12 protein-coding genes are annotated in these 15,253 nt (G+C 57.0%); 10 read left to right on the top strand and 2 right to left on the bottom strand.

Translation table 11 applies throughout. The features are described 5' to 3' along the window. Positions 1 to 30: 30 nt before the first annotated feature. On the bottom strand, positions 31 to 1,686 hold the full coding sequence (locus tag Mal52_RS18980) for a CocE/NonD family hydrolase (protein WP_145377976.1): 1,656 nt from the start codon (positions 1,684 to 1,686) through the stop codon (positions 31 to 33). A gap of 260 nt (positions 1,687 to 1,946) precedes the next feature. Between Mal52_RS18980 and hemQ the strand changes: the two genes are divergently transcribed. From hemQ to Mal52_RS18935, 9 genes are all read left to right on the top strand, one after another. Then, positions 1,947 to 2,792, top strand: a complete 846-nt coding sequence (gene hemQ, locus Mal52_RS18975) for a hydrogen peroxide-dependent heme synthase (RefSeq protein WP_197534324.1) — start codon at positions 1,947 to 1,949, stop codon at positions 2,790 to 2,792. Between the two features lie 223 nt (positions 2,793 to 3,015). Beyond that, positions 3,016 to 3,936, top strand: a complete 921-nt coding sequence (locus tag Mal52_RS18970; RefSeq protein ID WP_231962391.1) for an amidohydrolase family protein — start codon at positions 3,016 to 3,018, stop codon at positions 3,934 to 3,936. Next, positions 3,933 to 4,718, top strand: a complete 786-nt coding sequence (locus tag Mal52_RS18965; RefSeq protein WP_145377974.1) for an amidohydrolase family protein — start codon at positions 3,933 to 3,935, stop codon at positions 4,716 to 4,718. Before Mal52_RS18970 ends, Mal52_RS18965 begins: the two co-directional genes overlap by 4 nt. Positions 4,719 to 4,786: 68 nt before the next feature. Next, the gene (locus Mal52_RS18960; RefSeq protein WP_145377973.1) at positions 4,787 to 7,831 is read left to right on the top strand and encodes a PVC-type heme-binding CxxCH protein; all 3,045 of its coding nucleotides are present in this window, start codon (positions 4,787 to 4,789) and stop codon (positions 7,829 to 7,831) included. 76 nt (positions 7,832 to 7,907) lie between these two features. Beyond that, a complete protein-coding gene (locus Mal52_RS18955; protein WP_231962390.1) occupies positions 7,908 to 9,440 on the top strand; it encodes a N,N-dimethylformamidase beta subunit family domain-containing protein in 1,533 nt (510 codons plus the stop codon). Positions 9,441 to 9,556: 116 nt separating this feature from the next. Beyond that, positions 9,557 to 11,350, top strand: coding sequence for a DUF4962 domain-containing protein (locus Mal52_RS18950; RefSeq protein ID WP_145377971.1), 1,794 nt, complete (start codon positions 9,557 to 9,559; stop codon positions 11,348 to 11,350). Then, the gene (locus Mal52_RS18945) at positions 11,350 to 12,483 is read left to right on the top strand and encodes an isochorismatase family protein (RefSeq protein ID WP_145377969.1); all 1,134 of its coding nucleotides are present in this window, start codon (positions 11,350 to 11,352) and stop codon (positions 12,481 to 12,483) included. The genes Mal52_RS18950 and Mal52_RS18945 overlap by 1 nt, the downstream gene beginning before the upstream one ends. Positions 12,484 to 12,520: 37 nt before the next feature. Then, on the top strand, positions 12,521 to 13,018 hold the full coding sequence (locus Mal52_RS18940) for a Rid family hydrolase (protein ID WP_197533306.1): 498 nt from the start codon (positions 12,521 to 12,523) through the stop codon (positions 13,016 to 13,018). 263 nt (positions 13,019 to 13,281) lie between these two features. Next, a complete protein-coding gene (locus tag Mal52_RS18935; RefSeq protein WP_197534323.1) occupies positions 13,282 to 13,887 on the top strand; it encodes a leucine-rich repeat domain-containing protein in 606 nt (201 codons plus the stop codon). Between the two features lie 20 nt (positions 13,888 to 13,907). On the opposite strand, the gene Mal52_RS18930 is transcribed toward Mal52_RS18935, so the two are convergent. Then, on the bottom strand, positions 13,908 to 14,243 hold the full coding sequence (locus Mal52_RS18930) for a hypothetical protein (protein WP_145377964.1): 336 nt from the start codon (positions 14,241 to 14,243) through the stop codon (positions 13,908 to 13,910). Between the two features lie 313 nt (positions 14,244 to 14,556). Between Mal52_RS18930 and bioD the strand changes: the two genes are divergently transcribed. Continuing rightward, a complete protein-coding gene (bioD, locus tag Mal52_RS18925) occupies positions 14,557 to 15,252 on the top strand; it encodes a dethiobiotin synthase (protein ID WP_145377962.1) in 696 nt (231 codons plus the stop codon). Position 15,253 lies beyond the last annotated feature (1 nt).

The following is a 15,253-nucleotide window of genomic DNA, read 5'->3' as shown; positions in this document are numbered from 1 at the left end:
CAGATTCTGAGAATTTATCCGAGGTCGAATCTATTTCCCGGTCGTTGCGGGGGCGGTGAAGATCGGCAGGGTCACGTGAGAGGGGTGTGTGGGTGAGAGATACAGCTTGTTCGTGGCGACGCGGGTTTTGTCATCGGCGCGGATTGGGCTGCCGGTGTTGGGGTTGGTGTCGAAGCGGGGATTGTTTGATGAAGAGACCGCGATGCGGATTTTGTGGCCGCGATTGAAGATCAGCGATGTGCTCCACAGATCAACGGTCAATTCATAGACTTCGCCCGGTTTGAGAAAATCCTCACGATCAAAACCGATGCGATGCCGCGCTCGCAGGATGCCGTCGGTCACCAGCATCGAGCGTCCATCGGGATAAACATCCGACAATTTCACTGTGAAATCGGTGTCGGGACAGTCGGAGGAAACAAAGAGGGTCGCCCGAATTCGGCCGCTGACTTCTACCGGTTCGGTGAGCGTGTCGGTGGTGAACAGCAACACGTCGTCGCGGCTTTCGATTTTTCGCTGGTCTTTGGGGCCCCGATCCAGGAACAAGTTTTGACCGCCGACAGTCGGGACGGGGTTCTCCGGATCGTATTGGTACTCCAAACTGCCATCGGTCGTCGGGGGAGCTTGCGAGAGTTGATGGTTCTGGTGGAAGTAAAACGGCGTCAGTTGCGAAGGCGGCGGCCAATTGTCGGCGGAACGCCAGAAATTCCCCGGGGCGGTATTGTCTTCGGGATCGCCCATCACGTAGTAGTGCACCGGCTGATCGTTCTCGACGCCGTTGTCGATTCCCTTGATAAAGTGATCAAAATACCGCAACGCATCGCCCGCCTGAGGAGCATTGGGAATGGCGGAGTTTTCCGGGTAGGTCAATTCCGTGAAACCCCCATGTGCGTAGGGACCTACGATCAAGCGGCAGTTGCCGCGAGCGCCGTCGCCGCCATGATTGTGAATCGTTTCAAACGAGTTCAGCGTCCCTTGCAGAAAAATGTCATACCAGCCGCCGAAATAAATCCCCGGGGCATGTACGTCCGCGGCGCGCGCTTCAGGATTGACTTCCTCCCAAAATTCGTCGTACTTGGGGTGTGCTAAGAATGTCTCCAATGATCGCGGGTCGAACTTGTGTTTCTTCAACCAGGTTTTCATTAGCGATTGGCGGAGCGCGCCGCCTTGGTAGGAACCTTGTGAATACATGTCGGAGAAAGCCACCATGACCCATTGTGCTTTGAGAGCTGGCGGGGCATCGACCGCCTGCATGTTTTGCGTGATTCCCAAAGCCGAACCGCCCCAGGAGGCGATATTGTCGTCGCTCCATTCCTGTTCGGTGATCCAGTTGATCGAATCATGCCCATCCCGTCGTTCACTCCAACCGCCGTTGTGAAACACGATGGCATCATTTCCTTCGGAATCAAAGCGGCCCCGCACGTCTTGCGACACGACGACATACCCGCGTGCGCACATTCCCGCAGCGGCTTGTTGCGGCAGTTTTCCGTAGGGGCCGCGGATGAAGATGACCGGCAGCGGGCCTTTTTGGTCGGCGGGTTGGTAGACGACGGTCGACAGGCGGGTTCCGTCGCGCATTGGCACCATGTGCAATGATTTTTGCAACTTCGGCGTTTCCTCAGCCGCGCCGCAAGCTGCGGTTATTCCCAAAATCGCTGCGGTCAAAGCTAAGACAAATGTGCGTCGCATGGCTGCTTCCTCGATTTATGTTCAATTCAATTGGGCGGTAGGATTGGCTCAGGTTTTTCATGTGAAATGCTGCTTGTTAGTATGACGGATATCGGCCGCGTGTAACAGTTCGCCGCCGGCTTGGTTGCCGACCTGCGGTGAGCGACCTAAAATAAACGCTTTGCCGTCGGTGCGAGATTGGGAGACCGTCGCACATGAAAACGGGCTCACGTATAACCTTTGCAAAACCAACGTTCCTTTTTCTATAGATTGAGACCACCGTGAATCGTCCTTCCCGTCCTGGTTCAGCTCCGCAACCCGAACCAACCATCCTGATGAGCGATGGCTGGCACTGCCTGCATTTGTATTACATCGTCGATCAAAACGTGTTGGCGGACTTTGACGAAGAAGAACGCGCCGAAGGCCGCCGCGAATTGGCGGAAATCCTTAATCCCGACCGTGAGGGGGCGCCGAAACGGTTGGTCACGTCGATTGTCTCCGGACACAAGGCGGACCTGGGCCTGATGATCCTCGATCCCGACCCGTTGGTGATCGATTCCATCCAACACCAAATCCGCAGTTCGACGTTCGGCACGGCCCTGGAAGCAGCGTATTCGTTTGTTTCCATCACGGAAGTTTCAGAATACGTTCCCACGCTCGAACAGTACGGCCAGCGACTGGTTGCCGAAGGAACAGCGGCGGACAGTCCCGAGTATGGGGCAAAGCTCAAAGCCTATGAGCAACGCGAAGTCGCCATGCGCAAGCAACGGCTGTTTCCGGAGATTCCGCCCTGGCCGGTGATGTCGTTCTATCCGATGAACAAAATCCGCGACCCGCAGGCCAATTGGTACACACTCCCCTACAGCCGCCGCATGGAGATGATGACCGAGCATGGCCGCAGCGGAATGATGTTCGCCGGCAAGGTGACACAACTCATTACCGCTTCGACCGGATTGGACGACTTCGAATGGGGCGTCACTCTGTGGGGCCGCACACCGGAATTCATCAAAGAGATCGTCTACACCATGCGGTTCGATGAAGCCTCAGCCAAGTACGCCGAATTCGGCCCGTTTTACATCAGCTACATCATGTCGCCCGAAGAAGCGATGGCGCATTTGGCGCTGTAACAGCCCGTAGAGAACCCCAAGGAACATCCGCAGGTCGGGTGCCACAGGCGGCTTGCCCGCCAGTGCGCACGTGAACCGACGTCCCTGGACAGAGAAAACTCAGCCTGACCCGCCACTGGCGGACGAGCCGCCAGTGGCACCCCATTGGAATCGATAGTTGGGCAGCTGACGGGCCTGTTTGAGATAATGTTCCGGTCACGATGAAAAGCACGATTGTTGTACGATGCCCATGTCACAACCCCACCCCAACGATATGCACCGTGGCGTAACGCGGCGGGAATGCTTGGCATTAGGGGCGCTAGCAGCGTTGGGCACTTCGTTGGGTGAACGTGTCCGCGGCGACGAAACTTCTGAGTCGCCGGTGATCTGGGACAATCATTGTCATCTGTCCGGGGTTGAGGGGAAGACGCCGCCGGAGCGGATGGCCAATCTGCTGAAATTCGCCGACCGTCTGGGCATTGCACGGGTGGTCGTCTATATGGGCTGGCCGTTTCAGACCGATCCCACTGCCGAAGAACTACGCCGGCAAAACGATCAGGTGCTGGCAGCCATCAAGGGCTCCGAGGAACGAGCGTTGGCCTATGCCTATGTCAGCCCCAACCATGTCGAGATGAGCCTCAGCGAGATGCGGCGCTGCATCGAGAATGGTCCGATGGTGGGCATCAAATTGTGGGTGGCGCGGAAGTGCGATGACGCGTCCCTGGATGCGATCATTGAATTGGCCTCTGAGCTGAACGCCGTCGTGTTTCAGCATACTTGGATCAAAACCACAGGAAATCTCCCGGGCGAATCGACGCCGGACGATTTGACGACGCTGGCGGCGCGGCATCCCGAAGCGCAGTTCATCTGCGGACACGCGGGGGGCAATTGGGAGCAGGGGATTCGGGCGGTACGACCTTTTCCCAATGTTTCGCTCGGCACGGCCGGCAGTGATCCCACAGCGGGACTGGTTGAGATGGCGGTCCGTGAATTGGGAGCGGAGCGTGTGATTTATGGCAGCGACGCCGGCGGTCGGAGTTTTGCTTCACAACTCGGAAAAGTCTATAGCGCGGACCTCACCGACGCGCAGCGGCAATTGATTCTCAGCGGCAATCTTAAGCGACTGCTGACCCCCATTCTGAAAACCAAGGGGCGTGCGAATTGAAGAATGCCCTGGTCGATACGAATGTGAACCTGTCGCGCTGGCCGTTTCGCCGGTTGCCGGGCGATGAGACGCGGCAGCTTGTTGCTAAGCTGCGACGCCAAGGAGTGACACAAGCCTGGGCCGGCAGTTTCGACGGATTGCTACATCACGATATCGCCGGTGTGAATCAACGACTCGTGGATGAGTGCCAGGCCCACGGCGACGGACTGTTATTGCCGTTCGGTTCGGTCAATCCCACGCTGCCCGATTGGCAAGAGGATCTGCGACGCTGTGCTGAGGATTATCAGATGCCGGGGATCCGTTTGCATCCCAACTATCACGGTTACAAACTCGATGACCCGCGGTTCGCGCAGTTGTTGAAACTTGCTACGGAACGAGAATTAATCGTGCAGTTGGCGCTGAGCATGGAAGACGAACGGACGCAACATCCCTTGCTGCAAGTTCCGCACGTCGATCCCGCCCCGCTGGCAGGGCTCTTTGAGAAACTGCCGAAATTGCGTTTGGTCATGCTCAATACCTTTCGCAGTTTACCGCTCGCAAAAATCGACCAACTTGCGGCGGCAGAAAATGTTTATTTCGAGATCGCCATGCTGGAAGGTGCGGGCGGGATCGAAAAACTGCTCAAAAAAGTTCCGTTGCGTCGCGTGTTGTTTGGCTCGCATTTCCCCTTTTTCAATTTCGACGCAGCCCTGCTCAAACTCAAAGAATCAGAGCTGGGTTGGTTTCAACTCAAGGCGATCTGCGAGGACAATCCGCACAGGTTGCTGGCGAAAACAGAATAACGCATGGCGGCTCGCAAAACCGTGACGAGAGACTGACGTTCCCCACGTTTGATTGGAGAAAACTGCTGATGACACGTAGCCGTTCGAAACTGATCACCTGCGGCCTGCTGTTGGCCGCCGTGTCATTGTGCGGAAGCAGATTATTACTAAACGCCGATGAACCGCCGGCACTGGCCGAGGTATTACCACGGATTCAACCCACGCCGCCGAATAAGGCGCTGAAAACCTTTCGCTTGCTGAACGGGTTTCGCCTCGAACTGCTAGCGTCCGAACCGCTCGTCACCGATCCGGTTGCCATGCAATACGACGAAAACGGTAAGGCCTACGTCGTCGAGATGAGCGACTACCCGTATACCGGCACCGACAAAGACGTTGCTTGGCAAGAACAAACGTCATTGCCGATCGGCCGCGTGCGGACCCTGGAAGATACCGACGGTGACGGCCGGTTCGACAAGAGTGTGATTTTTGCCGAAGACCTCTCCTGGCCGACCGGAATTGCATTTTGGAAAGGGGGCGTGTTCGTCACCGCGACGCCGGACGTATGGTACTTGAAGGACACCGACGGCGACGGCAAGGCCGATGTTCGTCGTAAGGTATTCACCGGCTTTCGCAAATTCAACGTGCAAGCGGTCATGAACAATCTTGCCTGGGGGCTAGATCACAAAATCTACGCCGCCGGTTCGAGCAATGGAGGCAATATTCGACCGGGGGACGAACCGACGGCCCAACCGGTACCACTGCGTCGCAACGACTTTCGGCTCGATCCGGTCAACGACGCCTTCGAGGTGATCTCGGGCGGAGCGCGGTTTGGCAACAGCTTTGATGATTTCGGCAACCGTTTTATCTGCAACATTCGCAATCCCGCGCAGCACATTGTGTTGCAGCGGCGTTATCTGGCACGCAATCCGTTTCTCGCCGTCCAACAAGCGGTCAATGATGCGGCGATTGCCGGCGATGCCATCGAGGTGTTTCGCATCAGCCCGCCTGAACCGTGGCGGGTGATCAATGCCGGGCGTCTCGCCGCCGACACCAACCGCAAAAGCCCTCGCAGCGAAAGCGTCGCCACCGGGTTTGTGACCTCCTCCAGCGGCATCACCATCTACCGGGGAGCCGCCTATCCCGAGGAATATTATGGAAACGCCTTCATCGCCGAAGTCGCCGGCAATCTGGTCATGCATTACCGACTCTCTGCTGCGGGGCCAACGTTTGTTGCCCAGCGCGCCAATCAAGACGTCGAGTTTTTAGCATCGACCGACAACTGGTTCCGGCCGGTGAATTTCGTCAACGCCCCCGATGGCACATTGCATGTGCTCGACATGTATCGGGAAACGATCGAGCATCCCTGGTCGATTCCCGACGACATCAAAGCCCATCTCGACCTAGAGAGCGGACGCGATCGCGGCCGGATTTATCGCCTCGCTCCCCCAAAATACCCGCCGGGCCACGATGTCACTCGGCGACCGCAACTGGGGACTGCGACGACGACGCAATTGGTGGCGGAATTGGAGAATCCCAATTCCTGGTGGCGGGAAACGGCGCATCGGCTGATATTTGAACGCCAGGACAAGGCCGCCATCGACCCGCTCCGCAACATGCTCAAAGAAAGTGAAAAACCACTCGTCCGCTTGCACGCACTGTGGTCACTAAATGGATTAGAGGCGCTGACCGATGACGACATCTCACAGGGATTAACTGATGATTCACCCCGCGTACGCGAGCAAGCGGTGCTGCTGGCAGAGAATCGATTGAAAAGCTCGACGAAACTACTCACGCAGGTCTTGGCAGTTGCCGACGATGATGACGCCCGCGTCCGCTTCCAGACGGCGCTGTCATTGGGAGAAGCGGAAACCGATCCCCGCATCACCGCCGCCTTAGAGCGTATCGCGAGACGCGATGTCGAAGACCCATGGACGCGTGCAGCGGTGCTGTCGTCACTGTCCGGCCAGGAAATTACCGTACTGGTCGACCTGCTGGCCGATCCTGATTTCGCTGCCGGCAACGGCGCGCCGTTGATTGGGCAACTCGCTGAGATTATCGGCGCCCGCAATCGTCCCGAAGAGGTCCGCCGTCTACTGGCCGCATTGTCGCAGGAAACTGGTTCGGCTGCCGATTCCGTTTCTCTCAACACGGTCGCGTCACTGGGCAGTGGCCTGAAACGGTCGCGTGCTGGATTGGGAGACTACAGGAAAGATAAAAACGAACCAGCCAGCGAAATGATTGCGCGACTGTTCGACGACGCGGAAAAAATTGCGGTCCTCGATGATGCGACGGTCGAGCAACGCATTCAGGCCGTACGGCTGTTGGGTTATGGCGAGTTCGAGCAAGTCAAACCGGTGCTCGAGCAGTTGATCGACCCGCGGCAACCGTTGTCGCTGCAGATGGCGGCGGTGCAGACGTTGTCCGGTTTTGTCGATCCGCAAATCACCGGCATTCTGCTGGAACGTTTTAAGCAGCTGACTCCGTCGGTCCGCAACGAAGTCGTCGGTGCGCTTTCCTCCCGCACAGAACGCATTGGCCCGTTGTTGGACGCTTTGGAGCAAGGCCACATACCGCTGGCGCAGATCCCGCCGATTCGCCGTGGCTTGCTGCTGAGAAATCGCAATGCGGAGATCAAGGCCCGCGCCGAAAAGTTATTCGCCAAGGACAAACCCAGTCCACGGCACGAAGTGATTGCCGCCTACCAAACCGCTCTCAGCTTGCCGGCGGACAGCAAACGGGGCGAGGCGGTTTTTCGCAGCCAGTGCACCACCTGTCATCGCCTGGGAAACCAAGGGCATGATGTGGGAATGAATTTGGCAACGATCAAAAACCGCACGGCAGGAGAGATCTTGGTGCACGTGCTCGACCCCAATCGCGAGGTCTCACCGAACTTTTTGGATTACATCGTCGTCACCGATGATGGACGGACCACTACGGGCATCATCGTCAACGAAACCGCCACCAGCATCACCCTCCGCCGCGCCGAGGGGCAACAGGAAACCATCCTGCGACAAAATATCGACGAGATCACCAGCTCCGGCGTGTCGCTAATGCCCGAAGGTTTGGAGAAAAAAATCTCGCCGCAACAAATGGCCGACTTGTTGGAGTTTCTAGTCGGGCTGCCCAAAAAATAACGGCGAGCACAGTTCGGCAACCAGACGGCCCACGATCTTATGCAAAACTAACGGAAACACCCTGGAGCAAACTTCCATGCGTCAACTGATCTCTTCCATGCTGAGCATTTCGTGCCTATTCGGAGGTTTGTTCTCAACGCTGCCCGCCGAAGCTCAGGAGACACCAAAGGCTGCAAAGCGCGGCTCGTTAATCGTCGAAGAAAACAAACTCCCCGGCGCGACCGACTGGCAATTGACCCGCGTCCGCCCCGACAATAAGGGCCATCGTACGCCCTGGATCGAGGGGTACTGCTCGCGACAAAGCGTCACAGCGGGCGAGTCGATCGACATCATGGTCTCCAGCGATCCTCCGCAGCCTTTCAAAATCGAAGTCTTCCGAATGGGCTATTATGGCGGACGTGGTGCTAGGTTAATGACCACGCTCGGCCCGTTTGAGGGTCAGACGCAGCCCGTCCCTGCACCCGGAGAAAAATACCTGCATGAATGCCGCTGGGAGGCGACCACGCAACTGACGATTCCCGACGATTGGTTGAGCGGCGTCTATCTGGGCCGCTTGACCACACTCCCTTCCGAAGCGGACCGGCCGTATTGGCAAAGTTACATTGTCTTCGTCGTTCGCGACGATCGCCCGGCGGACGTCCTGTTTCAATGTTCCGACAACACCTGGCAAGCCTACAACCAATGGCCGAGCAATTATTCGATCTATACGCATCCCAAAGGCGTCCAAGGCCCGTGGGCCGACGTCAGTTTCGATCGTCCCTACGGCCGCGAAGCGCAATACAACGGCGTGGTGAATGATCCGCTGACATTCGGATCGGGCGAATTTCTGCCTTTGGAGTTTCCACTCGCTTACTGGCTCGAAAAGCATGGCTACGATGTGACTTATTGTTGTAACAGCAACATGCTCACCCCCGAACATGGCTTAAAATGCAAGTCCTTTATCAGCGTCGGGCACGATGAATACTGGGACATTCGGCAGTTTCGCAGTGTCGAGAAGATGCGCGACGCCGGCGTGAATCTGTTGTTCCTTTCGGGCAATTCCATCTGTTGGGTCACACCATTTCGGGCCAGCAGCGATGGGCGGGAGAATCGCATTATTTTTCGCGGCGGCCCCTACGGGGCGAAGAACGATTACGCACTCCTGCGCGAGCGACTACACGGCCCGTTTCCCGAACACGGTCCGGACGAGGGCCTGTTGATGGGGGCCCGCAATGTCGAACCAGTGAATGGCGGGGGAGACTGGACGATTACCAAACCCGAGCATTGGATCTTTGCCGGAACCAACGTCAAAGCGGGCGACCGCATTCCAGGATTGATTGGATGGGAATACCACGGCGCGCCGGCCAAAATTCCCGGCTTGGAAATCGTCGCCGCAGGAACCGCTTTTCAAGGCGGCGAGAATCCACAACAGTGGACAGCCACGATTTATCCCGGTCCCAAAGACAATTTCGTATTCAACGCCGCCACCATTTTTTGGGCGCAAGGCCTCAGCTCGCCGCCGGGACACACGCTCCCCTGGTCGCATTTTAGTCGCCCCCACGGTCCCGATCCCCGCGTCCAACAGATCACACACAATCTGCTCCAGCGGGCGATTGACGGAAAACAGTGATTCCACGCTTGGTGTCGGAGAACTGGTAGGGCATCGAGCCTTGCGATACGATCGAACCCAGTCAAAGCTTCCGCCGTTTATCGCCCGCCAACTATGTTTTAAGGGGCCGCATCCTCATGCGAAACTCCCTGGTTGTCCTGCTCGCAATCACAATCTGCTTGACGATAACGTCTTGGTCGCGAGCCGTTGAACCAAAACTGAAGCAGCACCCACGGCTGTATTTCACCGCGGCCGACCTACCGCGATTGCGCAAGCTGCGCGAAGCGGGGATGCACGCGAAAATCTGGGACAACCTGACTCGCTCCGCTGATTGGTGTCGGCAACAACCTCCCCGCACAGAGTGGATTCCCACGCTGGCCGACGATCCCCAATACGAAAACCTGTACGACCGCTTCTATGCCGCCATGCATGACATGGCGATCATCGAGCATTTAGCCTTTGCGTCGGTGTTGTCCGATCCGGACGATGATCCCTATTTCGAATCGGCCAAGGCGTGGTTACTGGCTGGTAGCCGGGTTTGGAAACATGAAGCCGACAACAAACCCGATGCCAGCAAAGCCTACGCCGTGCTGCGGGTGATGAAAAGTCTCGCCGTTGGCTACGACCTGCTCTACGACCGATTGACTGCTGCGGAACGACAAGAGGTCCGCGACTGCTTGACCGCCGTGTGCGGCGCCTATTTCGAGTTTTTCCGAGACCCGGTCGCTGCCGGTGCGGGGTACAACAAACATCACGGCAGCGTCGATGCCGCTCCGCAAGGAATTGTCGCCTTGGCACTGTTGGGCGAAGTCCCCGCAGCCGACGCGTGGCTCGAGCAAATGATTCAAAAGCATGTTGATTACTTATTGCCGCACGCACTCACGCCCAGCGGCACCAGCGACCAGACCTCGAATTTCTGGGCCTCCACACTGCACTATCGCATCTTCTTCATGGACGCGCTGCGGCGCGTCACCGGGCGGGACCTGTTTCGTGAATTTCCCGATTCCACTCCCGGCCGCATGGCGCTGGCAGCCATCGCCGGGAAGCAACCACGAAAGCAAACCGCACCGTACAACGAATCGAATCGCAACGTGCTGTTTGGGCCATCGTATGGGCAGCTCGACTATTGGTCCCCCGTGTTGGTCTTTCTGGCCCGCGAGCAACAACGGCCGATCTATCAGTACTTGGCGGGCTGGGATGAATCACTTGGCGGGCTACAACGTTCGCGATATATCACTCCGACCAAAAAAGAAGAATTGCTGTTCAGTTTCGGCGGATACGTCTACCTGTGGTACGACCCAAACATCACGGCTGTTGTTGAAGAGAACCTACCGCTCTCCTTCGAGTTCCCTGAACCGGAGGTCAACGAGGCTTACCTGCGTGATTCCTACACCGCCGGAGATATCGTCGTGGGATTTAAAAAAGGGGGCCTCATCGTGCATGCCGGGGGGCGGCCGGTGTTGGTCGATATGCTTCAGACCAACGACATTAATAAACCCGCGGAACCAATCGAAGAAATGCTGGTGGCTGACGACGGGCGACAGGCAAAAATCCGCTGCGTGGGACCAAAAGCTGCGGGGATCGGCGAGCAGAATATCGAACTGCACCGGCCCGGTCGTTTGAGTATCCGCCGTCAAACGACCAAACCGCTCACGTGGTGGCTGGCTGGAAAACCGGTGCGCGAAGGGAATACATTCATCTGGCCAGACGGAACGACGGTGACAATATCAACGGGGACGATCAGCAACTTTGACGAGCGGGGTTTCGTGGAGACCAAAACCCATTATGCTGGAATGAAATATGCCGATCCGCTGCCAATGGTTTATCCGACGGTCACAGTGCAGCCCGATCAGGACGTTGTGGAAATCGAAATCACATCGCAAACACCGGCCTCAGAACAGACGCCGACTCAGCTGCAGGAGCAAAAATAATGCGAACTCCCCTGACTGGTTTTCACAAAGCATCCATCGTGGGCGGCTTGTTGCTTGTCGCCGCTTTTTGCGCCGGACGACAAGTCGGCCTCTCCGCCGATCCACCCGCCACTGTCGTCAAAGCCAACGCGTCAGAAACCCAACCGGTTGAGACGCGAACCTACCGTAATCAACTCACGCCGTTGGAAGATCCGCAGCCACTGTTGGCCGACTATCCTGAATACGTCGAACCGGTCATCGAGTCCCGACGGTTCGAGGCACCCATCTTGATCGATGAACCCGGCGCGGACTTGTCAGTGCGAGCCTGGCGATTTTCCTACAACGCCCGTGGCATTGTGGAAGTCCCGAATCGAATTCGTGCCGAACGGACCGCTGTGATCATGGTCCATCCTTGGGGAATCGACGATGGACAGGGTTGGAAGACGCCTGAGCCGGCTGGCGTGGCTGACTTTTGTACCGTGGAGAAAAACGAACTCGCCGGCCGCCATACCGCAGAGGTCGTCAATCCGTTGCTAAAACGGTTGCGCGACCGCGTGAATTTAGTGCTCTATAGTATGCGCGGCGGTGAGCACCCGGCGCACACGCCGGTGTACCGCAGCATCCGACATCGCCCGACCGCTCAAGAACACGCCGCCGGCATGGTCGCCTTACGGAAAATTCTCAAGGACTTCGACTACAGCGGCCAACCGTTGCCCGCGGAAATCGCCATTTCCAGCGACCATGTCTTTAAGGACTATTTTCAGCAGTTCCCCGGGATCGATGCGGCGGCGAAATACAACCACGAGGGCTTCTGGGATCTCCCGATCCCCATCTGCAGCGCCGTCGATGTGGATCTGGACGACGTGGTCTACTACGACAATGATGGTTATCCCGGGCTGCGGGACTTTCTCAAAGCCCAGGGCGTACAGCATGTGATTTTGACCGGTTATGCTACGGACATGTGTTTTTGTTCGACAACCGCTGGTTACGAAAACCTCTCACGCGACTTCAACGTCTTTTTAGTGGGCGATGCGACCTTGGCCACCTTCCCGGCAAACAATACGCCGCGGTATGCCACCAACGCCCATATTTCCTATGCCTCGCTGAATCAGTTCATTACCCAATGCTCATGGATTCAGCTCGACGAGAAATAATCAGACCACCCCCATCCATTCACAGCGGAGATTGACCGTGCAGCAGCAACAACCATCTGAGAATCCTCGTCGCGACTTTTTGAGCGGAGCCGTCTTGGGCCTGACCGGCGGGTCGTTGGCCGCCTTGTCACCGCAATCCGCAGCCGCAGCTGACGTAACCGCCAAGCGGACGGGACTCTACCCCGACGGCGCGCCTTCAGCCGACGTGGGATACACACCCGGCATCCTCGCCACAGGCCAACGGTTGGTCTTCGTCTCGGGGCAGGGGCCGAAGGACTTGGATGCTGATATGGAAACTCAGATGCGGCAGACCTTTGACCGGATCGGTTTGATTCTCAAAGAGGCGGGCGCCGGATTCGAAAACGTGGTCATCATCCGTTCGTTCTTCGTGCACCTACTCCGCGACCTGCCAATCTACCGCAAGGTCCGTCAGGACTATCTTGTCAAACCGTACCCCGCCTCAACAGCGGTCGGCACAACCGAATTGGCGATTCCCGGCCTGGAAATTGAATTCGAAGCGGTCGCGATTATTTGAATCCAGCGATGCCTTAGTACGGATCAATTTTTCTGGCGCGTAAAGCACTGGCATCGCATGGTTTATGTGCGTTTGTTTCTCTCCACGCGGCGTGAGGCTTTGCATATTCGCTCGACGATCTACTTTGGTTTAGGCGGAATAGGTCGTATACGTCGTTTCCGAGTCCCTCCACTCTAGCAATATTTTTGCGATTTACGTTTCAAACAGGTATAATCGCAATCACTTATTCGCCGTTATTGCTTATGCAGGATTGGGAGGGAAACATGAAGACGTTGCTCCGATCTGAGGATGTGTTTCTAGAGGCGCTCGACGCGCACGACGGCCATCTTGCGAAAGCTCTGGATTCTCTATGGGACGTTCGTCCCAATCATTTCGCACCCACACGCGTGAGCTACGCTTGTGAAGGCGACGATATTGTGGCGATCGATTTTAAGTGGACGCCATTGACCAATGAGACGTTGCGGCATCTCAGCCACCTGACCTGCCTCAAGCAATTGAGTATCCACGGCGCCGAAATTACCGACGCTGGAATTGCAGAATTGATTCCGCTCCAGAATCTGGAAGAACTGAATCTCGGTCGCACGCAGGTCACCGACTCGGGAATGGACGCTCTCAAACAATTGCCAAAGCTGCGGCGGTTGGATGTCAGTACGACTGAGGTCACCGACGTAGGCCTGACGAATATCGCCGAATTCAGCAAATTAGAAGATTGTTATCTCAATTTTTGCCGGGAAGTCAGCGATTGGGGCTTAGCTCCGCTGTTGGATCTTCCCAAGCTGAAGTTGTTGCACGTGCAAGGGACGCGCGTCACATCGGCTGGTGCGGAGGATTTTGCGGCGGCTCGCCCTGATTGCGACGTCATTCGTTAACGGCCAAACGAAGACGGCCCTTAGTTGGTATCCACCGTTCCGGAAAAATCATTCGGCCGCGACGATTGCGGGACAGCTCCGTTACTGGGCAAGTAGCCACCGGGCGGATAATAGTTGTCCTTAGCGCGCCGCGACATCGAACGTTGCTGGTTATAAGCTCGGGGACGGGTATCAGTGAACGGGCCTGCATCACTGGGAAGCGGATCGTACATCTCAAATCCCTGCCGCTGCGTCGCCGCATGCTCCCGCGGCAATTGCCCGCGAAACAGGTCGGGCGTCTGTGTCTCAGAAGAGATGCACCCCATGGCCGCGCATGTCAAACACAGCAAACATCCGCGGCAGAGAATTTTGATCATCACGCAAACCCTAGGAGCAATATATAGCTGAACTGTCGCCGTCAAGTCCCGGCGCGCGGCGGATTATAGCGCGACCGCCAACGTGCTGATAGACGGGATTTTGCATTGTTCCCGGAACCGTTTCATCTTTTAACGCCCGAATGGCGATCCGCCGACGTTGGGGATAAACTAATGCATCGTCAAATGTGAGATCGAGGGTGCCACTGGCTCTGCCAGTGCAAGTTCAAGCGTGTGTGATACTTGTGAAACACTGGCAAAGCCAGTGGCACCCTCGTGGCAGCGTGTCGACTAATTCTTATCTTGAAATAATTCTATGCCCCCTCCAGGCCTGTTCATCACCGGTACCGACACCGACATCGGGAAGACCTATGTGACGTGCCACATCGCCCGCCGGTTGGTCGCGGGTGGCCATGTGGTGGGCGCGTACAAACCGGCTGTCAGTGGAGCAGGGCAGAATGCGGCGGGGCAGTCTGTTTGGGCTGACATTGAAGAGCTGCATGCCGCTACGGGTAAACAGTTTCCTCGCGAGCGGATTTGCCCGCAGCGATTCAACGCCCCCTTAGCACCCCCGTCGGCCGCCAGAGCGGAAAATCGGACGGTCGACGCTCCATTGCTTCGCAGCGGAGTGGACTGGTGGAGGACGCAGTGCGATTTTCTGCTGATCGAAGGGGCAGGGGGGCTGTTGTCGCCCATCGCTGAACAAGAGACGGTCGCCGATATCTCCCAAGACTTGGGATACCCACTGATCGTCGTAGCACGACTCGGATTGGGGACGATCAACCACACGCTACTCACGCTCGAAGCAGCGGCGCAACGTGGTTTGACCGTCGCCGGTATCGTACTCAACGAGGCAGTGCCGACAGTCGACGACTGTTCGATTGAAACCAACGCCGCCGATTTAGCCCGGTTCACAAAAGTCCCGGTGCTGGCGATATTGCGGCACAACAATGCGGAAGATGTCGCGCGGTTGGGGGAGATTGATTGGATCACTCTGGCTGCTATTGAGTGAT

This window comes from Symmachiella dynata (genome assembly GCF_007747995.1).
Lineage (GTDB): Bacteria > Planctomycetota > Planctomycetia > Planctomycetales > Planctomycetaceae > Symmachiella > Symmachiella dynata.
Note: the sequence above shows the minus strand (reverse complement) of the source record. Positions and strands in the feature narration are given on the sequence as shown.

What these genes read in the sequence shown, in the direction of transcription:
- Mal52_RS18945 (WP_145377969.1), top strand. Translation starts at nt 11,350, where the DNA reads ATGCGAACTCCCCTGACTGGTTTTCACAAAGCATCCATCGTGGGCGGC.
- Mal52_RS18970 (WP_231962391.1), top strand. Translation starts at nt 3,016, where the DNA reads ATGCCCATGTCACAACCCCACCCCAACGATATGCACCGTGGCGTAACG.
- Mal52_RS18980 (WP_145377976.1), bottom strand. Translation starts at nt 1,686, where the DNA reads ATGCGACGCACATTTGTCTTAGCTTTGACCGCAGCGATTTTGGGAATA.
- Mal52_RS18955 (WP_231962390.1), top strand. Translation starts at nt 7,908, where the DNA reads ATGCGTCAACTGATCTCTTCCATGCTGAGCATTTCGTGCCTATTCGGA.
- Mal52_RS18950 (WP_145377971.1), top strand. Translation starts at nt 9,557, where the DNA reads ATGCGAAACTCCCTGGTTGTCCTGCTCGCAATCACAATCTGCTTGACG.
- Mal52_RS18930 (WP_145377964.1), bottom strand. Translation starts at nt 14,243, where the DNA reads ATGATCAAAATTCTCTGCCGCGGATGTTTGCTGTGTTTGACATGCGCG.
- bioD (WP_145377962.1), top strand. Translation starts at nt 14,557, where the DNA reads ATGCCCCCTCCAGGCCTGTTCATCACCGGTACCGACACCGACATCGGG.
- Mal52_RS18960 (WP_145377973.1), top strand. Translation starts at nt 4,787, where the DNA reads ATGACACGTAGCCGTTCGAAACTGATCACCTGCGGCCTGCTGTTGGCC.
- Mal52_RS18935 (WP_197534323.1), top strand. Translation starts at nt 13,282, where the DNA reads ATGAAGACGTTGCTCCGATCTGAGGATGTGTTTCTAGAGGCGCTCGAC.